19 protein-coding genes and 1 other RNA gene are annotated in these 24,366 nt (G+C 69.4%); 5 read left to right on the top strand and 15 right to left on the bottom strand.

Going from position 1 to position 24,366, the window contains the following annotated elements; translation table 11 throughout:
* Positions 1 to 49 precede the first annotated feature (49 nt).
* The 7 genes from murB to murD form a co-directional block, all read right to left on the bottom strand.
* Positions 50 to 973, bottom strand: a complete 924-nt coding sequence (gene murB / locus MWN34_RS15030) for a UDP-N-acetylmuramate dehydrogenase (protein WP_247030129.1) — start codon at positions 971 to 973, stop codon at positions 50 to 52.
* Entirely contained in the window at positions 970 to 2,367 is a 1,398-nt protein-coding gene (murC, locus tag MWN34_RS15025; RefSeq protein WP_247030272.1) for a UDP-N-acetylmuramate--L-alanine ligase, read from the bottom strand. The genes murB and murC overlap by 4 nt, the downstream gene beginning before the upstream one ends.
* 135 nt (positions 2,368 to 2,502) lie before the next feature.
* Positions 2,503 to 3,633: an undecaprenyldiphospho-muramoylpentapeptide beta-N-acetylglucosaminyltransferase gene (gene murG / locus MWN34_RS15020; protein ID WP_247030128.1), complete on the bottom strand. Its 1,131-nt coding sequence runs from the start codon at positions 3,631 to 3,633 to the stop codon at positions 2,503 to 2,505.
* A gap of 10 nt (positions 3,634 to 3,643) precedes the next feature.
* Positions 3,644 to 4,831 carry a putative lipid II flippase FtsW gene (gene ftsW, locus MWN34_RS15015; protein WP_247030127.1) on the bottom strand — a complete coding sequence of 396 codons (1,188 nt, stop codon included), beginning with the start codon at positions 4,829 to 4,831 and terminating at the stop codon, positions 3,644 to 3,646.
* Positions 4,832 to 5,009: 178 nt separating this feature from the next.
* The gene (locus tag MWN34_RS15010) at positions 5,010 to 6,554 is read right to left on the bottom strand and encodes an amino acid permease (protein WP_247030126.1); all 1,545 of its coding nucleotides are present in this window, start codon (positions 6,552 to 6,554) and stop codon (positions 5,010 to 5,012) included.
* Between the two features lie 113 nt (positions 6,555 to 6,667).
* A complete protein-coding gene (locus MWN34_RS15005) occupies positions 6,668 to 7,999 on the bottom strand; it encodes a sensor domain-containing diguanylate cyclase (RefSeq protein WP_247030125.1) in 1,332 nt (443 codons plus the stop codon).
* Positions 8,000 to 8,087: 88 nt separating this feature from the next.
* Positions 8,088 to 9,464, bottom strand: coding sequence for a UDP-N-acetylmuramoyl-L-alanine--D-glutamate ligase (gene murD / locus MWN34_RS15000; RefSeq protein ID WP_247030124.1), 1,377 nt, complete (start codon positions 9,462 to 9,464; stop codon positions 8,088 to 8,090).
* A 159-nt stretch (positions 9,465 to 9,623) separates the two neighbouring features.
* On the opposite strand from murD, the gene MWN34_RS14995 reads away from it, so the two are divergent.
* Positions 9,624 to 10,520 (top strand): MBL fold metallo-hydrolase, encoded by an 897-nt coding sequence (locus MWN34_RS14995; RefSeq protein ID WP_247030123.1) that lies wholly within the window; start codon positions 9,624 to 9,626, stop codon positions 10,518 to 10,520.
* A gap of 33 nt (positions 10,521 to 10,553) precedes the next feature.
* Here the strand turns inward: MWN34_RS14995 and mraY are convergent, their stop codons facing one another.
* From mraY to MWN34_RS14960, 7 genes are all read right to left on the bottom strand, one after another.
* Positions 10,554 to 11,639: a phospho-N-acetylmuramoyl-pentapeptide-transferase gene (gene mraY, locus MWN34_RS14990; RefSeq protein WP_247030122.1), complete on the bottom strand. Its 1,086-nt coding sequence runs from the start codon at positions 11,637 to 11,639 to the stop codon at positions 10,554 to 10,556.
* A 5-nt stretch (positions 11,640 to 11,644) separates the two neighbouring features.
* Complete coding sequence (locus MWN34_RS14985) at positions 11,645 to 13,105, bottom strand: UDP-N-acetylmuramoylalanyl-D-glutamyl-2,6-diaminopimelate--D-alanyl-D-alanine ligase (RefSeq protein ID WP_247030121.1); 1,461 nt, start codon at positions 13,103 to 13,105, stop codon at positions 11,645 to 11,647.
* A gap of 2 nt (positions 13,106 to 13,107) precedes the next feature.
* Positions 13,108 to 14,607, bottom strand: a complete 1,500-nt coding sequence (locus MWN34_RS14980) for a UDP-N-acetylmuramoyl-L-alanyl-D-glutamate--2,6-diaminopimelate ligase (RefSeq protein ID WP_247030120.1) — start codon at positions 14,605 to 14,607, stop codon at positions 13,108 to 13,110.
* A 231-nt stretch (positions 14,608 to 14,838) separates the two neighbouring features.
* Complete coding sequence (locus MWN34_RS14975) at positions 14,839 to 16,665, bottom strand: peptidoglycan D,D-transpeptidase FtsI family protein (protein ID WP_247030119.1); 1,827 nt, start codon at positions 16,663 to 16,665, stop codon at positions 14,839 to 14,841.
* A gap of 16 nt (positions 16,666 to 16,681) precedes the next feature.
* Positions 16,682 to 17,332 (bottom strand): cell division protein FtsL, encoded by a 651-nt coding sequence (gene ftsL, locus MWN34_RS14970; RefSeq protein ID WP_247030118.1) that lies wholly within the window; start codon positions 17,330 to 17,332, stop codon positions 16,682 to 16,684.
* A gap of 10 nt (positions 17,333 to 17,342) precedes the next feature.
* Entirely contained in the window at positions 17,343 to 18,371 is a 1,029-nt protein-coding gene (rsmH, locus tag MWN34_RS14965; RefSeq protein ID WP_247030117.1) for a 16S rRNA (cytosine(1402)-N(4))-methyltransferase RsmH, read from the bottom strand.
* Positions 18,372 to 18,391: 20 nt separating this feature from the next.
* Positions 18,392 to 18,850 carry a division/cell wall cluster transcriptional repressor MraZ gene (locus MWN34_RS14960; RefSeq protein ID WP_247030116.1) on the bottom strand — a complete coding sequence of 153 codons (459 nt, stop codon included), beginning with the start codon at positions 18,848 to 18,850 and terminating at the stop codon, positions 18,392 to 18,394.
* 387 nt (positions 18,851 to 19,237) lie between these two features.
* Here MWN34_RS14960 and MWN34_RS14955 point away from each other — a divergent pair, with 387 nt between their 5' ends.
* The 4 genes from MWN34_RS14955 (at position 19,238) to dapB (ending at position 22,399) form a co-directional block, all read left to right on the top strand.
* The gene (locus MWN34_RS14955) at positions 19,238 to 20,041 is read left to right on the top strand and encodes an N-acetylmuramoyl-L-alanine amidase (RefSeq protein WP_247030115.1); all 804 of its coding nucleotides are present in this window, start codon (positions 19,238 to 19,240) and stop codon (positions 20,039 to 20,041) included.
* A 320-nt stretch (positions 20,042 to 20,361) separates the two neighbouring features.
* Complete coding sequence (locus tag MWN34_RS14950; protein ID WP_247030114.1) at positions 20,362 to 20,802, top strand: lytic transglycosylase domain-containing protein; 441 nt, start codon at positions 20,362 to 20,364, stop codon at positions 20,800 to 20,802.
* A gap of 90 nt (positions 20,803 to 20,892) precedes the next feature.
* Positions 20,893 to 21,274, top strand: an RNA gene (gene rnpB / locus MWN34_RS14945) — RNase P RNA component class A.
* Between the two features lie 315 nt (positions 21,275 to 21,589).
* On the top strand, positions 21,590 to 22,399 hold the full coding sequence (gene dapB / locus MWN34_RS14940) for a 4-hydroxy-tetrahydrodipicolinate reductase (protein ID WP_247030113.1): 810 nt from the start codon (positions 21,590 to 21,592) through the stop codon (positions 22,397 to 22,399).
* A gap of 7 nt (positions 22,400 to 22,406) precedes the next feature.
* On the opposite strand, the gene MWN34_RS14935 is transcribed toward dapB, so the two are convergent.
* Positions 22,407 to 23,621, bottom strand: a complete 1,215-nt coding sequence (locus tag MWN34_RS14935; RefSeq protein WP_281503038.1) for an extensin-like domain-containing protein — start codon at positions 23,619 to 23,621, stop codon at positions 22,407 to 22,409.
* Between the last annotated feature and the right edge of the window lie 745 nt (positions 23,622 to 24,366).

Raw genomic sequence — 24,366 nt, 5'->3', positions numbered from 1 at the left:
CGCGGGTCCTTCTTCGGCACGGCGGCCCGTCCACGGCGCAGGCGACGGCTCAGGCGGCCGGCAGCCCGATCCGCCTGATCTCCCACTGCAGCTCGACGCCCGAGGCCGCCTTCACGCGGCGACGGACCTCCTCGCCCAGTTCCTCGATATCGGCGGCGCTCGCATCGCCGGTGTTGATGAGGAAGTTGCAGTGCATCTGCGACACCTGCGCCCCGCCGAGCCTCAGGCCCCGGCAGCCGGCCGCGTCGATCAATTGCCAGGCCTTGTCGCCCGGAGGGTTCTTGAAGGTCGAGCCGCCGGTCTTCTCCCGGATCGGCTGCGCCGCCTCGCGGGCCGCGGTGATTCGGTCCATCTCCGCGAGGATGGCGCCCGTCTCGCCCGGCCGGCCCTGATACAGCGCCTGCGTGAAGATCAGCCCCGCCGGAGCCCCGGAATGGCGGTAGGAAAAGCCGAAATCGGCATTGGAGAGCACATGCACCCGCCCCTGCCGGTCCACGGCACGCGCTTCGATCAGCACGTCCTTGGTCTCGCCATGATGGGCGCCGGCATTCATGGTCAGCGCCCCGCCTATGCCGCCGGGAATGCCGCGATAAAAGGCGAGCCCGTCTATCCCGGCATCCGCCGCCGCCTTGGCGAGCCGCATGTCGGGCACCGCGGTTCCGACCCGGATGCGATGGCCCTCCTCCATCGCGATCGCGTTGAAGCCGCGTCCCAGCCTTATGACCACGCCGGGAACGCCGCCGTCGCGCAGGATGAGGTTGGAGCCGAGGCCGATCACCGTCACCGGAATCTCCTCCGGCAGCGCGGCGAGGAAGGCGGCGAGATCCGCCTCGTCGGCGGGCGAGAACAGCACCTGCGCCGGCCCGCCGACGCGGAACCAGGTGAGGGGCGCCAGCGGCTCGTTGGCGGCAAGCCGGCCGCGCAGTCCCGGCACGCGAGCGGCGAGTTCGGCGGTGATGTCGGGAAAGCTCACGCCGCAAGCTCCCCGGGCAGCGCATAGGCCCATTGGGTGATGTTGCCGGCCCCGAGCAGCACGACATAGTCGCCCGGCTTCGCCAGTCCCTTCACGATGCCCGCCAGCGCCTCCGGCCCCGGCAGCGGAATCACCGAGCGGTGCCCGCGCGCGCGCAACGCCTCGACCAGATGATCGCGGTCGATGCCGGGGATGGGCGCCTCGCCCGCCGGATAGACATCGGCGACGATGACGTGGTCGGCATCGTTGAAGCAGGTGGCGAACTGATCGAACAGCGATTGCAGGCGCGTGTAGCGGTGCGGCTGCACGATGGCGATGACCTGCCCCTCGGTGGAGGCGCGGGCGGCACGGAGGACGGCGGCGATCTCCACCGGGTGGTGACCGTAATCGTCGAACACCGTGACGTCGTTCCAGTCGCCGGTGCGGGTGAAGCGGCGCTTCACCCCGCCGAAGCCGGCCAGCGCCGCGCGGATCTGTTCGTCCGACACCCCGAGTTCGTGCGCGACCGCGATCGCGGCTACGGCATTGAGCGCGTTGTGATGGCCGGGCATGGGCAGCACCAGGTCGCGCAGCTCGCCCACCAGTGTGCCCTGCCGGTCGCGCCAGGCAACCGAGAAGCGGCTCTGCCCGCCGCGCAGGTCGATCTCGGTGATGCGGACATCCGCCTGCGGGTTCTCGCCATAGGTGATGACGCGGCGGTCCTCGATATGGCCGACCAGGGCCTGCACCACCGGGTGGTCGGTGCACATCACCGCAAAGCCGTAGAAGGGCAGGTTCTCGACGAAGCTGCGGAAGGCATCCTTCACCGCGTCGAAGGTCTTGAAGTGGTCGAGATGCTCGGGATCGACATTGGTGACGATGGCGACTTCCGCCGGCAGCTTCAGGAAGGTGCCGTCGCTCTCGTCCGCCTCCACCACCATCCAGGTGCCGCCGCCGAGCCGGGCATTGGTGCCATAGGCGTTGATGATGCCGCCATTGATGACGGTGGGGTCGAGGCCGCCGGCGTCCAGCAGGGTCGCGACCAGAGAGGTGGTCGTGGTCTTGCCATGGGTGCCGGCGATGGCGACGCAGCTCTTCAGCCGCATCAGTTCCGCCAGCATCTCCGCGCGCCGCACCACCGGCAGGCGCTTTGCCCGCGCCGCGACCAGCTCGGGATTGTCGCGCCGGATCGCCGAGGAGACGACGAGCACCTGCGCATCCTCGATATTGGCGGCGACATGGCCGATCAGGACCTTCACCCCCTTCTCGCGCAGCCGCTTGACGTTTGCGTTCTCCGCCACGTCAGAGCCCTGCACCTGATAGCCGAGATTGTGCAGCACCTCGGCGATGCCGCTCATGCCGATGCCGCCGATGCCGACGAAATGAATGAGACCGAGGGAGAGCGGAAGCTTCATCTGGGCATCGTCCTTGGCAGGCAGAAGGAGGATCAGGCGGGCCATGGAGGCCCCGGAAGGTTCGTCAGGTCAGGCGCGCGACGTCCCGGCGGCGCGCGGCGGAGCAATAGACGAGCGGGGCCGCTGCGTCATCCCTCACCGGGCGGACGGCAGCCCTGCAAGCTCCATCACCAGGTCGGCGAGGCACTCTGCGGCGTCCGGCCGGCCGAGACGGCGTGCGGTCTCCGCCATCGCCGCCAGTTCGCCGGGGGTCGACGAAAGGCGCGTCAGTTCGGCAGCGAGGCGTTCCGGCGTGAAGTCGCTCTGCTTCACCAGCAACGCGCCGCCGGCGCGGGAGAGCGCGCTGGCATTGGCGAGCTGGTCCTGGTCGAGCGCGTTGGGCAGCGGCACCAGCAGCGAGGGCCGGCCGATGGCGCAGAGTTCCGCGACCGTGGAAGCGCCCGAGCGCCCGATGACGAGATCGGCCCGCGCCATGCGCGCCGGCAGGTCGCCGAAGAAGGGCGCCAGCTCGGCCGAAACGCCCAGCCGGTCATAGGTCGCGCGTACGCCCTCGAGGTCTTCCTGCCGGCATTGCTGCACGATGGACAGGCGCGCGCGCTGCGCCGGGTCGAGCCGCTCCAGAGCCGGCGGCACGATCTCGCTCATGATCCGCGCGCCCTGGCTGCCGCCGAAGACCAGCAGGTTGAGACGCCCGCCCTCGGGCGGCAGGAAGGGGATGCCGGTAACCGCCAGCACCGCCGGGCGCACCGGATTGCCGGTGTGCCGGGCCTTCGCGGCAAGCGCCGGGCTGGCGGCAAGGATATCGGGATAGCCGGTGGCGATGGCGGTGACGCGCGGCGCGAGCATCACATTGGCACGCCCCATGACCGCGTTCGCCTCGTGGATCAGGGTCGGCCGCCGGGCCCAGACGCCGGCGAGGATCGGCGGCACGGTCGGATAGCCGCCGAAGCCGACCACCGCGGCGGGCCGCAAGCGCCGCATCAGCGCGACGCCCTTCAGGACGCCCGTGCCGAGGGAGGCCGCGGTGCGGGCGAGCGAAAGGGGCGAGCGCGAGCGCACCGTGTCGGCGGGAAGGATGTGGAGCTGGCGCGCCGGAAAATGCCCGGCATAGCGCGCGGCGCGCTCGTCGGTCGCCAGATCGACGAGGATGCCGCGGGCGCCCAGCGCCCCGGCCAGAGCCTCGGCGGGGAAGAGATGACCGCCGGTACCGCCGGCGGCGAGCAGAACGAGCGGCGCGGCCGCCTTTGCCGAAGGATCGAGACTCATGGCAGCGTCCTCAGGCCGGCTCCAGCACGGCGCGCGGGGGGCGGGCGCCCATGCGGGCGCCGTGGCGCTCCAGCTCGGCGAGGGTCGCGCTGCGCGGGCGGCGGCGGGTGAGCGCGATGAGCATGCCCATGCCATAGGCCAGCGAGATCAGCGAGGAGCCGCCATAGGAGACGAAGGGCAGCGTCATGCCCTTGGCCGGCATGAGGTGGAGGTTCACCATCATGTTGATGGCCGATTGCAGGCCGAACAGCATGGCAAGGCCTGCTACCGCGAAGCGCACGAAGGGGTCCTCGTCGTCGAGCGCGCGGGTGAGCGCGCGCAGCACGATGAAGGCGAACAGCGACAGCAGGATGAGGCACAGCACGGCGCCGAACTCCTCGCCGGCCACGGCGAAGATGAAGTCGGTGTGGCTGTCAGGAAGGATGCGCTTGAAGGTGCCCTCGCCCGGTCCCTGGCCGAGCCAGCCGCCATTGAGGAAGCCGTTCGTCGCCACCTCGACCTGGTAGGAGCCGCCGCCCGCATCCGGGTTCATGAACTTGTCGATGCGCTGCGCGACGTGCGGAACCGTGTGATAGGCAAGGAAGAGCCCCGCCGCGCCGATGCCGCCGAGGCCCACCACCCAGATGATGCGCAACCCGGCGAGAAAGAACAGGCCGCCCCACACCAGCGAAATCAGGATGGTCTGGCCAAAGTCCGGCTGCAGCACCAGCGGGGTTATCACGCTGCCCAGCAGTCCGAAGGCGATGAGCTGGCCCGGCATTTCCGGGCGGCGGATGCTCTCGGAGAACAGCCACGCCGCAATGATGACGAAGGTAGGCTTCAGGAACTCGGAGGGCTGCAGCGAGATCGGCCCGATGTTCAGCCAGCGATGCGCGCCCTTCACCTCGGCGCCGACCACCAGCGTCGCGCAGAGCAGGGCCCAGAACACGAAGAACAGCCCCAGCGCAAGCCGGCGGATCTGCCGCGGCGACAGGAAGGAGGTGCCGAGCATCACGATGAGCGCCGGCACCAGGAACATGAGCTGCCGGTTCACGAAGTGGAACGGATTGGCGATGCCGAGCCGCGCCGCCACCGCCGGGCTCGCGGCAAGGCATAGCACGATGCCGATGATCATCAGCGCCGCCAGAGCGCCAAGCAGCAGACGGTCCACCGTCCACCACCATTCGCCGACAACGGTCCGTTCGGCACGCGAGATCATGGACCCGATTCTCCACTCAACGCCGCCCCATCGCTCGGGGGCCGCCGGCCGGAAGTATCGGGTGGTTAAGGTTGACGGCGCCTTAATGTGCCCGACAAATCCGACACCGTCCGACAGACGGCCGACACCCGGCCGCATCCGGGCCGGGTGTCGAACAGGCGGGCAAGCCGGGCACGGATCAGTGGGTGCGATACTCCGAGGCGCCCTTGGAGAGGGCGAACTCCTCCTCTGGCGAAAGCACCAGCTTGTGGCGGCCGACGAGGGCGAAATAGACCGTCGCCACGCCGAACCAGACGAACACCCACACCACGCCCTTGAAGAAGTTCGGGTCCTTCACCTGGTAGCCGAGGGTCACCAGCGCGATAAGGATGGTGAGCACCGCGCCCGCCACGCCGAGCGGGCTGCGATAGGGCCGCGCGATGTGCGGCGCGTTCCGGCGCAGCAGGATGAAGGACACCGCCTGCGCGACATAGGAGAACATCGCCCCGCACACCGCCATGTTGAGCAGCACCGTGCCGATGATGTCGTCGCCGAGCTCGTCCGGCTCGCTGCCGCCGCCGCCATTGCCGAACCAGACGATCATCATGATGGCGAGGCCGACCGCCGAGCCGATGATCATGGCCACGTGCGGAGTCTTGTAGGTGCGGTGGGTGACCGAGAGCCGGCGCGGGAAATAGCCGGCGCGGGAGAGCGAATAGATCTGGCGGCCCTGCGCGTAGAGAATGGTGTGGAAGCTGGCGATCAGACCGGTGAGCGCGACGATGCCGAGCAGCACCACGCCGGAATCGCCGTACATGGCGCGCAGACCGTCCAGCAGCGGCTCCAGCGAGGTGCTGAGATGGAAGGTGCCGACCCCGGCGATGGAGGGGTTGAGCAGCACCACCATGAAGGCCGAGAGGATCAGCGTCGCGATGCCGAGATGGATCGCCTTCGGCATGTCGCGGGTAGGATCGACCGATTCCTCCGCCGCCAGCGGCAATTGCTCGATGGCGAGGAACAGCCAGACCGCGAAAGGCAGCGTCGCCAGAACGCCCTCGAAACCGAAGGGGAACCAGGGGCCGCCGCCTTCGGGCAATTCGACCGCCGCGCCGTCCGGCCCGATCCCCATGTTCAGCGCCCAGCGGCTGAAATCCATGTGGAACAGCGCGCTGATGTCGAAGAACACCAGCACCGCCAGCGAAAGCAGCGTCACGATCATGGTGACGCGGAACGACAATTCGAGGCCGAACACGTTGAGGCCGAGGAAGATGAGATAGAACAGCACCCAGAGCAGCGGCGAATAGGCCGTGTCGATGCCGAAGATCGAACTCACATAGGCCGCGGTGAAGGTGACCACCACCGCCGGCGTCACCACATATTCCACATTCTCGCACAGCCCGGTGAAGAAGCCGCCCCACGGCCCCATCGCGGTGCGGGCGAAGGAATAGGCCGCCCCGGTGTGCGGCAGCGCCGCCGACATCTCGGCGATCGAGAGCGTCAGTCCGAGATACATGACGGCGATGATCATGCCCGCCACCAGCATGCCGCCCCAGCCGCCGGTGCCGAAGCCGAAGTTCCAGCCGGAGAAATGGCCGGAAATGACCGCGCCCACGCCGAGCGCCCAGAGCGAGGCGACCCCGGCATAGCGCTTCAGCCCGCGCTCCTCGAAATAGGAGGCGTCGACCTTGGTGTAGGTGACGCCGCTGCCCGATGGCGGAGCCGCGCCCGATGTGTCCATGGCCATGATGTTCCCCAATGCCCCGGCGGACATCGCCCGACACCCGACCGGCGCCGACTGCCGCCTTCATGGGCATGCATGATTTCAGTGCAGTCCACGGCGGTCAACGTCGAAAAGCCTTATTCCTCCTGCGGCAGCCTTTTGCCCGAGGGCGGCGGCGCGCCGGCTTCCGCGGGATCGGCTTCCCGGTGCGCCTGCTCCTGTTCCACCCGGTTGCGGCCGGCGCGCTTGGCGACATAAAGCGCGGCATCGGCCCGTCGCATCAGGCAGGCCACCGCGTCGCCTTCCTTGCTTTCGGGCGGCGGGGGCGTGCCCATGCCCGGTCCATGGACCGCGAAGCCGATGCTTACGGTGGCCTGCAGAACGTGGCCGTCGATGAGCATGGGTGCCGCGGCGATGAAGCTGCGCAACCGTTCCGCGACCCGAAGCGCCTCGCTCGCCCCCGTGCCGGGAAGCAGGGCGACGAACTCCTCGCCGCCGAACCGGGCCAACAGATCCTGCCCGCGCAGGGCTCGTCGGCACTTGTCCGCGATCTCGCGCAGCATGAGATCCCCGACCGGGTGGCCGAAGCGGTCATTCACCGTCTTGAAGAAATCCAGGTCGATCATCAGCAGCGCGACAGAGGACGATGCCTCCCGCGCGCTCTTCACCATGGTCTGGGCCTCGGCGAGAAAGCGGCGGCGATTGGCGAGGCCGGTGAGTTCGTCGGTGTCCGCAAGCTGGCGCAGCTTGTTGAGCAGCCGGCGCTGGTCGGAGACATCCCAGTAGACAAGGATGATGCTGCCGCCGAGCGAGCGCACGCGGAAGTGGATCATCTTCTGGCTGCCGTCCTTGCAGGTCACCAGCCAGTCGACCATGTGCACATGGTCCAGGGTCGCGCGCGAATCGCGCACTCCGTTGATCCAGGCCTTGATCGCCAGCTCGCGGTAGGCCGGATCGGGATAGGCCTTCGGCCACCACTCCTCCAGCGTCAGCGCTTCGTCGGCGCCATAACCGAACAGCTCGGCGCCGTGGCTGTTCACGAACAGGTTGTTGCCGGCATCGTCGAAGATCTCCACCCCGACCGGGAGTGCCTCCATGATCTCGCGAATGTCGTTCTGGATGGCGGAAAGCTGGTCTGCGGCCTCGTGCTCCGTCAACTGGTCGATCAGGGTGAGCAGGTATTGGCCGCCCGGCAGCGTCGACAGGCCGAGGCCGAGCGTGCGGGTGCGACCGAGCACGCGGCACGCGGTAAAGACCGGGCGCTCGGGGGGAGCCACGCTCATCGCCGCCACCGCGGCGGCCGGCCCCTCGCCCACCAGCACCGCCAGCGGCACGCAGTCGCCCGCTCCCGCCAGGCCGAACAGGTGGTGCGCCTCGGCATTGAGAGCGAGCACGCTGTGGGCTGCCGAATCGAGGATGACGAGTGGAGAACGAACCCGATCGAACCAGTCCGGCACGGTATCAGGCATGGCATCCCTCCATGCCGCGTGTTCCCGCTCGGAACATCCGTACCCCTTCCGCCATGCCCGCCGCGACGACCCCTGTTGTCAGCTTGACCTATGGTAGCGCGTTCACGATCGCGCGGAAGCGGTCGCCACGCACCTCGAAGTTCGGAAATTGGTCGAAGCTGGCACAGGCCGGGGAGAGCAGGACCACCGCCGGTCCGCCCGCCGCCGCGGCATCCCGCGCCGCCGCCGCGACCGCCGCATCGAGCGTTCCGCTCATCTCGTGAGGCGCTTCGCCCAGCGTCGCGGCGAAGTCCGGCGCGGCGACGCCGATCAGGTAGCTCTTGCGGATGCGTGGGAAATAGGGAGCGAGCGCAGCGATCCCGCCGGCCTTGGGCTTGCCGCCGGCGATCCAGTAGATGTTCTCGAAGCTCGCCAGCGCCCGTTCGGCGGCATCCGCATTGGTGGCCTTCGAATCATTGACGAACACCACCTCGCCGATGCGGCGGACCTGCTCCATGCGGTGGGCGAGGCCGGGAAAGCCCTTCATCGCCACCGCGATCACCTCCGGCGCGAGGCCGAGCGCGCGGGCGCTCGCGAAGGCGGCGGCGGCGTTCTGGGCGTTATGGGTGCCGCGCAGCGATTGGATGCCGGCGAGCGGCAGGGTGAACACCCGCACCCCGCCTTCGCTTGCCACCAGCGCGCCGTCCTCCAGGAAAACGCCGTCGGCCAGCTTCTGCTTCACCGAGATGCGCACCACCTTCCGGCCCGTCGCCTCGACCCGGTCCGCAATGGCGGCGCTCCAGGCGTCATCCACGCCGATCACCGCCGTGCCGCCGGCATCGACGCCCGCCACCAGCCGCTCCTTCACCGCGGCGTAGTGGTCCATGTCGCCATGGCGGTCGAGATGGTCCGGCGACAGATTGAGGAGGACGCCGACGGAGGGATCCAGCGTCGGGGAGAGGTCGATCTGGTAGGATGAGCATTCGACGATATGCACCCGCCCCGCCTTCGGCGGATCCAGCGACAGGATGGCCGGCCCGAAATTGCCGCCGATCTGCACGTCGCGCCCCCCGACCTTCATCAGGTGTGCCAGCAATGCCGTCGTGGTCGACTTGCCGTTCGTGCCGGTGATCGCGGCGAACAGCGAAGGCCGCGGGGCCAGCCGGCGTTCGCGACAGAAAAGCTCGACATCGCCGATCACCTCCACCCCGGCGGCCGCCGCGAGCTTCACGCTCCAATGCGGCTCGGGGTTGGTCAGCGGCACGCCGGGCGCCAGCACCAGCGCGGCGAGGCCCGACCAGTCGAGATCGCGCAGGTCGCCGGTCGGTATGCCTTCGCCCGCCGCCCTCTCCACCGAGGCGGGCGAATCATCGAAGGCCGTGACCCCGGCGCCACCGGCGATCAACGCCCGCGCGGTGGCAAGACCGGAGCCGCCGAGCCCGAACAGGGCGACCGCGCAGTCCTTCATGGAGGTGACGGGAATCATGGCACGACGGATCCAGCGGAAGATGGCTCCCTCGCTAACCCATTTTCGCCCGGCGCGGAATGCGCGGCACGACGGGACGGTATTTGCGGGCCGGTATTTGCGGGCCGGTATTCCAGCCTCCGCCGCCGCCTGTATGCTCGCCCGAACGAGGAGACCGCAATGCCGCCGATCGCGATGGGTTCAACGATGCGGGTGCTGCGCCCGGACCCCGCCGTCTATGCCTTCTATGACGGGCGGATTCCCGGCATGCGGGCGTGGTCCGAAGCGCCGAACTGGCTCGACGACGGCGCCTACGGCCTCGGCTGCGCCTCCTACGCCATCGTGGATGGCGAGGACGCGCTCGTCTACGACACCCACATCTCGCTCGACCATGCCGGGATCATCCGCCGCACGCTGGAAGCGGCCGGCGTGCGGCGCTTCACGGTCGTGCTCAGCCACTGGCACGACGATCATGTCGCGGGGAACGAAGCCTTCGCCGATTGCGAGATCATCGCTCGCGACGTGACGGCGGAGTTGCTCGCCGCGCACCGGGCGGAGCTGGAGGCCGGGGACCCGCCGATCCGCCCGCTCATCCTGCCGACCCGCATCATCGAGGGCCCGGCGGAGCTGACGGTCGGCCGTCTGACGGTGCGCCTGGAGCCGGCTGAGATCCACAGCCGCGATGGGCTGGTGCTTCTGCTGCCGGATCGCGGCCTCCTGCTGGCGGGCGACACGCTGGAAGACCCGGTCACCTATGTCGCCGAGCCGGACCGCCTCGCCGTCCATGTGGCCGAGCTGGAGCGCATGAAGGGCTGGGATTACTGGCACATCCTGCCCAATCACGGCGCGCCGGAGATCATCGCCACCGGCGGCTACGGGCCGGAGCTGATCGACGCCACGCTGCGCTATGTGCGGAAGCTGCTGCGTCTCCACGCCGATCTGGCGCTCGCCGACCAGGACCTCGCCACCTTCATCGCCCGCGACCTGACCGACGGCACGCTGATCTATTGCGCGCCCTATGAGCAGGTCCACGCCGACAATGTGAAGAAGGTGCTGCGGACCGTGCCGGGGCGGTGAAGCTGCAGAGCGTGGCTCGCCGGTCCGCGCGCCTCAGCGCAGCTTCAGCGTCGAGAGCCCGATCAGAGCCAGCACCACCGCGATGATCCAGAAGCGGATCACGATCTGCGGTTCGGTCCAGCCGAGCTGTTCGAAATGGTGGTGGATCGGCGCCATCTTGAAGACGCGCTTGCCGGTGAGCTTGAAGGAGATCACCTGCACGATCACCGACACCGCCTCCAGCACGAAGAGGCCACCGATGATGGCCAGCACGATCTCGTGCTTGGTGGCCACCGCGATGGTGCCGAGCAGGCCGCCCAGCGCCAGCGAGCCGGTGTCGCCCATGAAGATCTGCGCCGGCGGGGCGTTGAACCACAGGAAGCCGATGCCCGCCCCGATCAGTGCCCCGCAGATCACCGCCAGTTCGCCCACGCCGGCGACGTAGTGGATCTGGAGGTAGTCCGCGAACAGCACGTTGCCCGACAGGTAGGAGATGACGCCGAAGCTGCCGGCGGCCACCATCACCGGCACGATGGCGAGGCCGTCGAGGCCGTCCGTCAGGTTCACCGCATTGCCGGCGGCGACCACGACGAAAGCTCCGAACACCACGAAGAACCAGCCGAGGTCGATGACGAGGTCCTTGAACAGCGGGAAGGTGAGCGAACTCGACAGCGGCATCCGCCCGGCATGCATGATGACCACCGCCGCCATGCCGCCGATCACCGCCTCGATCATGAGCCGGGTGCGGCCGGACAGGCCGTTATGGGTCTGCTTGGTGACCTTCAGATAGTCGTCATAGAAACCGATAAGCCCGAAGCCGAGGGTGACGAACAGCACCACCCAGACATAGATGTTGGACAGGTTCGCCCAGAGCAGCGTCGCCACCATCAGCCCGGAGAAGATCATCAGCCCGCCCATCGTGGGCGTGCCCTTCTTGGTGATGAGGTGCGACTGCGGCCCGTCGGTTCGGATCGGCTGTCCCTTGCCCTGTTTCAGCCGCAGCAGCGAGATGATCGCCGGGCCGAACATGAAGACGAAGAGCAGCGCCGTCATCATCGCCCCGCCGGTGCGGAAGGTGATGTAGCGAAACACGTTGAGCGCGGGCACGCTCCCCTGAAGCTCGGCAAGCCACTGCAACATCTCTTCTAACCTTCCGTCCGCGCGCCGTCGGCGCGATAGGCATCGATGAGCGAGCGGGCCAGCGGACCCATCCGGCTGCCGAGGGAGCCCTTCACCATGATCACATCGCTGCCGCGCAGCGCCCCCGCCACCAGCGGGGCCAGCGCGGTCGAGTCCGGTGCCCAGCCGCCGCGGCGATTGTCCGGCAGCGCCTCGTAGAGCCCGCGCATCAGCGGGCCTGCGCAGAAGACGAGGTCGCTCGCCTGACCCGCGTCGCCGGCGAGCCCGGCATGGAGCGCCGGGCCGGTCTCGCCCAGTTCCAGCATGTCGCCCAGCACCGCGATGCGCCGCCCGCGCGGGCCGACCGGCATGTTGCCGAGCACCGAGAGCGCCGCCCGCATCGAGGCCGGATTGGCGTTGTAGCTTTCGTCGATCAGCAGCGCCTGCCCGCCCTTCACCGCCAGCGCCGTGCGTACGCCGCGTCCGGGCGGTGGGCCGAGCGAGCCGAGCGCGATGGCGGCGAGCGCGAGGTCGGCGCCTGCGAGTTTCGCCGCCGCCAGCACGGCGAGCGCGTTCTGCACGATGTGCCGGCCCGGCAGGCCGACCTTGAAGCTCACGGTCTTGCCGAGGATCTCGGCGGTGGCGGTGGACGAATCCGGCTGCAGCGCGACATTGACCAGTCGTGCTTCAGCCGCCTCCGCCTCGCCGAAACCGATGATCCGTTCGATGCCGGCCGCCCGCGCCGCCGCCGCGAGCCGCGCGAAATGCGGGTTGTCGCGGTTCAGCACCGCCGCCCCGCCCGGCTCGACCCCGGTGAAGATCTCCGCCTTGGCGTCGGCGATCGCCTCGATCCCGGAGAAATGGCCGAGATGCACGGGCTCGATGGTGGTGACGATGGCGACATGCGGGCGCACCAGAGCGCTCAGCGGCGTGATCTCGCCCGGATGGTTCATGCCCAGTTCGAAGACGCCATAGCGTGAACCTGCCGGCATCCGCGCCAGCGAGAGCGGCACGCCCCAATGGTTGTTGTAGGAGGCGACCGAGGCATGGGTCGGCCCGTCCGCTCCCAGCGCCAGCAGCAGCGCCTCCTTGGTCGTGGTCTTGCCGACCGAGCCGGTCACCGCGACGATCCTTGCCGCCGTGCGGGCGCGGGCGGCACGACCGGCCGCTTCCAGCCCCGCCAGAACGTCCGGCACCACCAGCAGTGGCGCCCCGGCGGGCAGAGAAGCGACGATCTTCTCGAGCCCTTCCGCGCTCACCACGCAGAGCCCCGCCTTACGCCCGAGCGCGGCGGCGACATAATCATGGCCGTCCGAATTTTCGCCGCGAATGGCGAAGAACACATCGCCCCGCGCAAGCGTGCGGGTGTCGATCGACACACCGGACAGCGCCGGGGCGGGTGCACCGCGCAGCGTGCCGCCGGTGGCAGCCGCGAGTTCGGCCGGCGTCCAGAGCGGGGCCGGCGTCCCGGAGATGCTCGATGCCATGGTCAATGTCTCCCGAGGGCTTCGAGCGCGCAGTCGCGGTCGGAAAAGGGAAAGGTCTCGGCGCCGACGATCTGCCCCGTCTCGTGGCCCTTGCCGGCGATCAGCAGCACGTCGCCCGGCATCAGTAGGTCGATGGCGGTGCGGATGGCCTCTCCACGGTCGCCGATCTCCCGCGCGCCGGGTGCTGCGGCCAGGATCTCGGCGCGAATCGCGGCGGGCTCCTCGCTGCGCGGATTGTCGTCGGTGACGATGACGAGATCGGCCGCCTCCGCCGCGATACGTCCCATCAGCGGGCGCTTGCCGCGGTCGCGGTCGCCGCCGCAGCCGAACACCAGGACCAGCCGCCCCGTCGCATAGGGCCTGAGCGCCGCGAGCGCATTGGCCAACGCATCCGGCTTGTGGGCGTAGTCGACGAAGATCCCCGCCTCGCCCTCGCCGCTCGTCTTCCGACCCACCAGTTCCAGCCGACCGGGCACGCCGTCCAGCCGCTCCAGCGCAGGAAAGACCACATCGGTCGGCGTACCGGTGAGCAGCGCAAGCCCGGCAGCGACCAGCGCATTGGCGGTCTGGAACGCGCCGACGAGCGGCAGCAGCAGCACGCGCCGCACGCCGTCATGTTCGATCACGACGCGTTGGCCGAGCCCCTCGTCGGCTCGCTCGATCAGGGCAAGCCCGGCGGCCGTGGTGCCGATGCCGAGCACGTTCAGCTCCTGCGCGGCCGCGACATCGGCGACGTGCGCGCCCTCGGCCGTGTCCACCCAGATCGCCGCCCCGCCCCCGCGCGGCACCAGATCGCGGAACAGCCGCATCTTGGCGGCGAGATAGGCGTCCATGGTCGGATGGTAGTCGAGATGGTCGCGCGAGAGATTGGTGAAGGCGCCCGCCGCCAGCCGCACCCCGTCGAGCCGGTGCTGGTCGAGCCCGTGCGAGGAGGCCTCGACGCAGAGCCGTGTCACGCCCTCCCCGGCCAGCGCGTCGAGGGTGCGGTGCAGGGCGATGGGGTCGGGCGTCGTCAGCGAACCATAGACCGCGCCGGAGGGCGCCACCACGCCGAGCGTGCCGAGGCTCGCGCTGGCATGGCCGGCGGCCTGCCAGAGCTGTCGGGCGAAGGCGGCGACGGACGTCTTGCCCGACGTTCCCGTCACGGCCGCGATCACGCCCGGCTGGCGCGGAAAGGCGCGGGCGGCGGCCAGCGCGACCGCCCGCCGCGCATTGCCGACCCGCACATAGGCGACGCCGGACGGGATTCCCGCCGGCTTATCGCCTTCACCCACGATGGTGGAGGCCCCGCGCGCCAGCGCATCGGCGATGAAGGCAACGCCGTCCAGTTTTGCGCCCGCAAGGGCGAAGAACACGTCGCCGGGCGCGACCTTGCGGCTGTCGAGCACCGGAGCGCCGACGCGGGCGGCGCGGTCGGAGCCGCCATAATCGGCATCCTCCCCGATGAGCGCGCCGAGCGTCAGGCGGACGGCCTGCCCATCCGGCGGTGAGGTCTCAGCCATGGCGTGGCGCTCCCGAAAACGAAAAGGCAAGGACGGCGCGAGACGCCCCGCTCCGCCGCCGGACGCGAAGCGCCGCAGGCTTTAACCCGTATCCTCGTGAGGTGGATAGTCGTCCAGATGGCGAAAATGGGGTGACGGCATCTCCGGCACGGGGACGCCGCGGCGCGGAAGGTCCGCGTACCGGCAGATCCCCGATTCCCGTCGCCCCCCTCATGTCACGGCAACCTCATGTCACGGAACCTGCGCCACCTTGTTGTAGCTCGTCAGCAGGCTTTCGACGGGCGGCACGCTGGTGCGCGGCATCTCGCCGAGCATCGGCGCGATCCGGGCGATGACCTTGCCGGTGGTCGGGCCGGCATTCCAGCCGGCGGTCGCGAAGCCGTAGGTGCCGGGCACCGCCTGGGGCTCGTCGAGGATGACCAGCACGAGGTAGTGCGGGTCGTCCATCGGGAACACGCCGGTAAAGGTGGTCAGGAGCCGGGTCTTGGAATAGCGACCATTGATCACCTTCTCGGCGGTGCCGGTCTTGCCGCCAGGATAATAGCCGCCCGCCAGCTCGTTCATCTTGGTGGCCGAGCCCTTCTCCGCGTTCAGCCGCAGCAGGTAGCGCAGCTTGGCGCTGGTCTCCGGCTTGATGACGCGGGTGGCGAGCTTCTCGACCTCGTCCGGCGTGCGCTTCATGAAGGTCGGCGGAATCAGCCAGCCGCCATTGACGAGGGCGTTCACCGCCATCACCGCCTGCAGCGGGGCGACCGCCAGGCCGTGGCCGAAGGCGATGGTCGCGGTGTTCAGCTCGCCCCAGTTGCGCGGCACGATGGGCGCGGCGCTCTCCGGCAGCTCGGTACGCAGCCGGTCGAGTTGGCCCATCTTCCTCAGGAACGCCTTGTGCGCCTCGACCCCGCACATCAGCGCCATGCGGGCGGTGCCGATATTGGAGGACCAGGTGAACACCTCCGGCACGCTCAGCATGCGGTTCTGGGCGTGGTAATCGTGGATCTTGAAGCGGCCGAACTGCAGCGCGCCGCGGGCGTCCATCATCGAGTTGAGGGTCACCTTGCCGCTGTCCAGCGCCATGGCGAAGGTCAGCGCCTTGAAGGTCGAGCCCATCTCGAACACGCCGGTGGTCATGCGGTTGAGGTTCTTGGGGTCGAGCGCGTCGGCGGGCTTGTTGGCATCGAAATCGGGCAGCGAGACCATGGCGAGGATCTCGCCGGAGCGCACGTCGACCACGGTGCCGGTCGCGGCAATCGCCTTGAACTTCTCCTTGGCGGTGACCAGCTCGTCGCGCAGCACCTGCTGCACGCGCAGGTCCATCGCGAGTTGTACCGGCGCCTGCTGCCGGTCGGTGGCGAGGCCGGCGAGGTGCAGCTCGGCAAGACCGCTGCCGTCCACCCATTTCTCGATGCCGGCAATGCCCTGATTGTCGATATTGGTCGAGCCGAGCACATGGCCGGCAAGGCTGTTGCCGGGATAGACGCGGCGGTTCTCGGTCATGAAGCCGATGCCCGGCAGGCCGAGCCGGTGGATCTCGTGCTGCTGCTGCGGCGTGATCTCGCGCTTCAGCCAGACGAAGCCGCGCTTCGTGTCGAGCCGCTCGCGCATCTCGCGGGCATCGAGGTCCGGCATCACGGCGGTGAGCGCCTCGACGGCCTCGTCGACGTCGATGAGCCGCTTCGGCTCGGCATAGAGCGAGGCGGTCTTCACGTCGGTGGCCAGCACCAGGCCGTGGCGGTCGATGATGTCCGGACGGGCGGAGGCGACGGCATCGGAATTCACCACGCGCCGGGTGATCTGGCCGTCGGACGCGGAGGCGAAGAGGGCCAGCCGGCCGGCGATGGTCGCATAGACGAGGCCGAACACCAGCATGCACAGCACGATGCGGGCCCGTGCAACGGCATTGGGCTCCGGCCGGCCGCGATTGGAGGCGTTGCGCAGAGTGTCGCGCAGCCAGCGCCAGAGGCGCTGCGGCAGCGTCGCGAGGAAGGCGGCGAGAGAGCCGGGCAGCCGGCGCAGGCTGGCTCCGAGGGCGGCCAGACGGTTCGACAGAGAGCTGAACATCACGCGATCCCCTCGCTCAGTTGCCGATCATGCCGGGCGGAAGCAGCGGCACCGCGGAGGTCACGGGCGCGCTCACCAGCGGCGCGCGCCCGGCGGGCGCCGGAATCGGAAGGCCATTGCCGGCCGAGCCCATCACCCCGGCGGACGGCAGCGCGGACAGCGGCAGCGGCGCGCCGGGCACGGCACGGGCGGGGGTTGGACGCACCGCGAGCGGGGCGGTCGCGACCGGCTGCGCCATGATGGGGGCTGAGGGGCGGACGACATGCGCGCCGGAGGCCAGCGGCTTGTCCGCACCCTTGTCGGCCGCCAGCAGCTTGCCGATGGAACTGGTCGCCATAGGCCCGTCGGACAGCGCCTCGATCATGCCGCCGAGGGCATCGTCGCTGTGCTCGGTCTTGGCCGGCAGCTTGTCCAGCGTGTCGATGTGGTCGACATCGAGCGACTGCATGTCGAGGTGGTGCTCGGCCAGCGACTGGATGCGATCCGGCGCGGTGCGCCGGGCCCATTCGGCGTTGAGGATGGCGATGCGGTCCCGCTCGGCGCGGATGTCGTCGCGCAGCTTGGCGATCTTCTGCGCCTCGGAGGCCGAGGAATATTTCACCTGATAGACCGCGCCGGCCGCCGCGAGCAGCGCGAGGACGGAGACGAAGTTGAGGATGCGGAACATGGTTCGAACCTCAGCGCCGGGCGTCGGGATCGGGGAGTGGCGGCAGCAGTGCGGCGAGATCGGCGATGTCGCGCGCGGGAACGTCGAGCCGCTCGGCGGCGCGCAGCTTGGCGGAACGGGCCCGCGGATTGGCCGCGATCTCCGCCTCCGACGGCTCCACCGCCCCGCGCGCGACGAGGCGGAAGCTCGGCGGCTCCTGCTTCACCGCCGGCAGATGGCGCGAGCCCGCCGCGGGTTTCGCCCGGGCATTGAGGAAGTTCTTCACGATGCGGTCTTCCAGCGAATGGAAGGTCACGACCACCAGCCGCCCGCCGGGCTTCAGCACCCGCTCGGCGGCGCCCAGCGCCCGGGCGAGCTGGCCGAGCTCGTCATTCACCGCGATGCGCAGCGCCTGGAAGGTGCGGGTGGCGGGGTGCGGCTCGTGGGGCTTGGCCCACACCACGCCCGCCACGATCTCGGCGAGCCGGAGCGTCGTGGTGACCGGCGCGTCGGCCCGCGCCTTGACGATGGCGCGGGCGATGTTGCGCGACTGCCGCTCTTCGCCGAAGCGGTAGATGAGATTGGCGAGTTCCGCCTCGGGCAGGGCGTTCACCAGATCGGCGGCTGAAAGCCCGGACCGCGCCATGCGCATGTCGAGCGGGCCTTCGCGGCGGAAGGAGAAGCCGCGTTCACCCTGGTCGAGCTGCATGGAGGACACGCCGATGTCGAGCACCACGCCGTCGACCTGCGGCGCGCCCTGCATGGCGGCCACCTGGTCGAGATGGGCGAACTCGTCCTCCACCACCACCAGCCGCTCCGGCCAGGCCAGCACCAGCCCGCCCGCGCCCGCGATGGCGGTGGGGTCGCGGTCGATGCCGATGACCCGGCACCGCGCCGCCTCCAGGATGGCGCGCGAATAGCCTCCGGCGCCGAAGGTGCCGTCGACATAGGTCGCGTCATCCTTCGGCGCCAGATGGGCGACGACTTCCCGCAGCATCACCGGCAGATGTCGGGCCGGTCCGCCGGCGGTTTCCGTTTCCGGATCACCGCGACCCGCCATCCTGCCTCCTTTGCGCGGGCCTACCGCGTCGCCTGCTGGTCGCCTTGCGTCTGCCTCAGGGCACGTACCTTGGCGGTGGCCTCCGCCAGATAGGCCCGGAAGCGTTCCGGCTCCCAGATCCGAAAACTCCGCCCCAGCCCCACCAGCGCGATCTCGTCCCGGATCGCGGCATGGGCCCTGAGCCGCTCGCTGAGGATGACGCGCCCCTCGGGGTCCATCTTCAGCGTCTCGATGCCGCCATAGAGCGCCGAAGCGAGCTCCTCGCGGGCCTGCGAATAGGGAGGATAGCGTTCCACCAGCGCGTCGATTCCCGCCATCAGCGCCTGTCCGCCGGCCTCCAGCGCCGGAAGGTCCAGCGCCGGGTGGCAATACAGGTGCTCCAGCCCGTCGCGTGCGATCAGCGCGCGCCAGCCGGCCGGAACGGAGATGCGCCCCTTTGCATCCAGCCGTGCCTGATAGGTCGAGACGAAGCGATCCATCGCGCGGCCGGTTCTCCCCCCTCATGGACCCGGCATGATTCGCGCGCAGACCGGCCGCCGGGAGCGCCCTGCCCTGTCGTTCGAACTCATGAAACGGGATGAATTGGGATACCATGGGATATGATGGGCGTCAATGAAATCACGAGCGGAGATGCCGTTGCGCCATGCGCCCCGAATCCCTCGCCAACTGTCCGCATTAACGCTCTCTGAACCTTAAGATTCGGTTGAACCGGGCGCCGGCCGCCGCCGCATCGCGCCCGATGCCGCGCCGCCGCTGGGGCAGGTCCGCTTTATCCCCCGCCGTCGCCGGCCAGCCGCCCGTTGCGGCAGGGATTTCGCTATCCTGTCCGTTCCCAACGCACCCGTCCCTCCGGCAGTGAGCCACCCATGCCGTCGTCCGATCCCGCCGCCCCCGCTTCCGCCTTTCCGGCCGACAGCCGGATGGTGTCCGCTATCCTGCCTTCGCCCAATCACGGCGCGCGCCTCGGCGTGGAGGGGCCGGATATGCTGGTGCTGCACTACACCGGCATGGAATCGACCGACGAGGCCATCGCCTGGCTGCGCGATCCCGAACGGCAGGTCTCCGCGCATTACGTGGTACGGGAGGACGGCACCATTCTCCAGCTCGTGCCGGAAGCACGGCGGGCCTGGCATGCCGGGGCCTCCTGCTGGGCCGGCGCGCGGGACATCAATTCCCTGTCCATCGGCATCGAGATCGCCAATCCAGGCCATGATTTCGGCGCACCGCCTTTTCCCGACCGGCAGATCGAGGCGGTGACGGCGCTGGCCGTCGACATCGTGATCCGCCGGAGGATCGCGCCGGAGCGCGTGCTCGCCCATTCCGACGTCGCGCCGGGACGCAAGCAGGATCCCGGCGAGATCTTCCCGTGGGAAGTGCTGCACCGACACGGCGTCGGCCATCTGGTCGCGGAGGAACCGGCCAGCGACGGACGCTATTTCATGCGCGGCGAGCACGGCCAGCCGATCGAGGCGCTGCAGGCCATGCTCGCCTTCTATGGCTATGACGTGCCGGTGAACGGCTCCTTCTGCGCCCGGACCGAAGAGGTCGTCACCGCCTTCCAGCGCCATTTCCGCCGCGCGCGCGTCGACGGCATCGCCGACGTCTCCACCCTGGCGACGCTCTATCGCCTTTGCCGCAGCCGGGGTGCGGACGTTGGGGCGGAGGGCTGAAAACAGCCGGTGACAGGCCCGGCCGGAGTTGGCCCATGCGGAATCGCTGACGTCGCGGACAGGCCGTTCCGCCCTGCATGGTTAACCTTCTCCTAACCCTTCCGACGTGGCGTGCCATCGTATTTCCCGGATACGCACCAAATCGAGCCTCATTCGAGCCACGGTGAGACGATCAAAAGCCGGCCTATCGGACCAACAGCTCGAAGGCCTACCCCCGAATGACGTTAAAGATTTCCGGTTCTTCTTTCCTTGCGGCACTTTTCTTCATCCTGCTGGGAGGAAACATCGCTTTCGCGAAATCAGAAACGCCAAATACACGCATGCCCGTCAATCAGATCAGCGATGACGACAGCAAACAACCCGACACCTCGGCCAAAGCCGCGACCGGCTCCTCCGTCGAGGCGATCGTCGCACGCGAGGCGCGCGCCAATGGGGTGCCCGTCGCCCTCGCCCGCGCCGTGGTACGCATCGAAAGCGGCTGGAACCCGCGCATGACCGGTTCGGCCGGCGAGGTCGGCCTCATGCAGATCAAGGCGCCGACCGCGCGCGGCATGGGCTATCGCGGCACCCGCAAGGCGCTTTACGAACCCGCCACCAACATCCGCTGGGGCATGCGCTACCTCGCCGGGGCCTATCGCCTGGCCGGCGGTGACACCTGCGGCACCGTCATGCGCTACCAGGGCGGCCACGGCGCCACCCGCATGTCCGGCGCCGCCCGCGCCTATTGCGCCAAGGCACGCACCATCATGGCCGCGAACTGAGGCATCCCATCCCCGCCTTGCACAGGCGCGGGCCCGCCGGCGGCGTTCACGGGCTTGACGCCGCGGGCCATCTCGCCCATTGCTCGCCCGCCAGCCGGCCGGACGGCCGCGTCGCCCTACCGGGCGCCGAGGAAAGTCCGGGCTCCACGGAGACACGGTGCCGGATAACGTCCGGCGGGGGTAACCCTAGGGAAAGTGCCACAGAAATCAGACCGCCGCGGGTCCGCCCGCGGCAAGGGTGAAACGGTGCGGTAAGAGCGCACCGCGCGGCCGGCAACGGAAGCGGCACGGCAAACCCCACCGGGAGCAAAGTCGTATAGGGGTGGCGCGAAGCTTACGCTTCAGGTCCCGTCTTCGGACAGCCGCCCGGGTTGACTGCTCGAGGCGCCAAGCAATTGGCGTCCCAGAGGAATGGCCGTCACGCGGGAGCGATCCCGCCCTACAAAACCCGGCTTACAGGCCGGCTGGCACCTCTCCGCATCCCGGCCGGGCAAGCGCTTCCGCGCGACCGCCGTCCGGACGAACCCCATTCGGGGTCGACTCGATTGAGCGGTATCTTTGCCGACTAAGAACGTGGTCGGCGCCTCCGCCTCGCGCCATCCCCGGAGCCGGAATCGCCGGCACGTCGAAAAGATGTGGCTGCCCGGTCTCGGCCGTGCCTGACGGCCTGACGGATGTGCCGGGCCGATGATGCGCGCCCTGGCGACGCCCGGCACGTCCGTTGCAACGTGACCGGACCGCTGCAACGCGCAGATGCCGACGAGACGGCCCGCCACGAGGAACTCCCATGACCCTTCGCATCATTCTGTCCGGCGCCACCGGCTGGACCGGCGCCGCGCTCGCCCGCGCCATCCTCGCCGCGCCGGACCTCACCCTCGTCGCCGCCGTGGCCCGCACCGCCGCCGGGCGCGACATCGGCGAGGCGCTGGGCGGCGCGCCCGCCGGCCTCCTCATCTCCGGCAGCCTCGATGAGGCCCTGAAGGTCCCGGCCGACGTGCTGATCGACTACACCCGCGCCGATCTCGCGAAAGCCCACGTCCTCGCCGGCCTCGATGCCGGGCTCCATGTCGTGGTCGGCACCTCCGGTCTCGACGCAGCGGATTATGCCGAGATCGACGCCCGTGCCCGCGAAAAGGGCCTCGGCGTCCATGCCGCGGGCAATTACTCGATCACCGCCACGCTGATGAAGCGCTTCGCTCTTGAGGCGGCGAAATATGTCGATGACGTCGAGGTCATCGACTACGCCTTCGAGGGCAAGCCCGACGCGCCCTCCGGCTCCGCCCGCGAGCTGGCCGAGGCGCTGTCCGACATCCGCCGCCCGGCCACCAGCGTGCCGGTGGACGAGGTCGTCGGCCTGAAGGAATGCCGCGGCGGCGGGGTCGGCGAAGGCGCGCGCGAGGTGCGCGTGCATTCGGTGCGGATGCCGTCCTTCGTGTTCTCGATCGAGGCGATCCTCGGTGCGCCGGACGAGCGCCTCCTCATCCGCCACGATGCCGGTGCGTCGGCGACACCTTATGTCGCCGGCACTCTGCTCGCGGCACGCCGGGTCTCCGGCTGGGCCGGGGTGAAGCGGGGGCTCGACAGCGTGCTCGACTGAGCGGCGCTCAGTCCTCGCCCGCCACCGCGCTCGGCGGCTCGATCGGGGTGATGAAGCTCCACGGCTTGCGCGCCGGCCGCTCCGCCGGCGATTCCTGCGCATAGCTGCGCGTCCTGTTTGCGGCGACCGAGCCGGTCACCAGCGGATCGGTCGGCTGGCGGCGCACCATCGGAATGCCCGAGGGCGGCAGCGGCACGCCGTTCGGCATCGGGCGCACGGCGGGGGCAGGCGCCTGCTTCGGCGGCACATAGCCTCCCGCCGGCGGATAGGGGTTGCGTGCGGGATAGCCGGTTGCCGGAGCGTTGGGCGCGGGCGGATAGCCCTGCGCAGCCGGCGCGCTGTAGGTGGGCTGGGGCGGCGGCGGCGCGCCGTAGGAGGGCTGCGCTCCAATATCGGAATCGTCGCCATCGCCGGGCGGAATCTCGGCGGGGCCGCCGGGATAAGGCTGCGCCTGCTGCCGCACGGGCGCGCCCATGGTGGCGGCCGCCGGGAGCGGAACGGGCATCCCGGAACCCGCAGGCGGCGTCATCGGCGCCGCGATCATGGGCGGGCGCGGCATCACCGGCCCGGGCTTGCAGATGCTGCTGCCCTTGTGGCGCATCAGGTCCACATGGATGTGGTTGTAATGATAGATGTTCGAGCCCGGCGCCAGCACGGTGGTGAAGCGCTCGCAGGCGGTTGCCTGCACGGTGCGCAGGAAGCCCTGCTCGTCGACTGCGCCCTTCCAGCCGGTCTGGACGATGACCTGCCGCCCGTCGGCCAGCACGAAACCGCCGACATCGAGCGCATTGCCATAGGCATGTTCGGAGGTCTTGCCGGTCGCCGCGCCATTCATGTTGCGGCAGGAATAGGAGGACATCTGCTTGATCTGCACCACCGGCTGGCCGAACCACGCCATGGCGGCGGGCTGCACCGTGTCGGTTACCCAGCGGTCGACCGCGGCGGTGGCGGGGCAGGCGAGTGTCGCGGCGGGCGTCACCTGCACGCGGCCCTGGTCCACCCCCAGCACCTTGAAGGGGTGATCCATGCCGCAGGTGCCAGCCCCGTCGATCTCCCGCATCGGGACGGTGTAGGCGGAGGGCCTCACCAGACCCTCCGCCAGACACCGTTCCTCGGCCTCCGAGCGCCAGGCTTCCCGCTGTTCGAACAGCGAGAACCGGCAGGCGGAGAGCCCCAGAAGGACGAGCGGGGCTACGATAAACCAGGATACGCCGCGCGTCATGAAAGGGAGAATGGCGCGACTTGGTTGACACCGGGTTAAGCCGGTCGAGGAAAGAACGAAGGACGCGGCCCTGACAGCTATCCTGCCGGCCATGCAAGTGGAATGCGAGGCCGATCGCCACCGGTCGCGATGTCCACCCGCCCCGGCCACGCACCGAAATTCCAGGCGGAACGCGGGGCCGGGATCGAGCCGGGATCGGAGACATCCCGACCTTTTTGGGGGATATCCGGCCTTTTGGTGGCATCCCAGCTTCGGGAAGCATCCCAGCTTGGGGACCATGGTCGCCGATCACCCCATCGGGAGCAATCCCGCCCCTTCCATCGCCGCCCCCGATCGACGCATCGATCCCGGCTGCTGCTGCGGCTGCGGTCAGGATGACGGGCGATCCGAAGGTCCAACCCGGACGCACAATCTCCGGACGTCCCTTCCCAAACGCACTCCCCGATCACGGTCGTCCTCCCTCACCACCCGCCGTCATCCCGGCCGGCGCGCAGGGCCGAGCCGGGATCGCATGGACCTTCGGGAACCAGCACCGCGGCTCGTCCGGTTCTCCAGACAAGCCCCCCGGCCGTACCTGATCCCGCCTCGCGATTGCGGCTGCGGCCGGGAGAACGGATGAGCCGCGATCGCATCGGGCTGCGGGCGCAGGTCTGCCGCCTTTCCACAGTCGGGCATTGATGTGTGAGGAATATATTCCTTGACATATGCCCCCCCTCGCGCCATCCTTCCCTCACTCGTCCCGCCT

Origin of the sequence: Ancylobacter crimeensis (genome assembly GCF_023016805.1) — a bacterium.
Taxonomy (GTDB): Bacteria; Pseudomonadota; Alphaproteobacteria; order Rhizobiales; family Xanthobacteraceae; genus Ancylobacter; species Ancylobacter crimeensis.
This window is presented reverse-complemented; position numbering and strand designations above follow the sequence as displayed.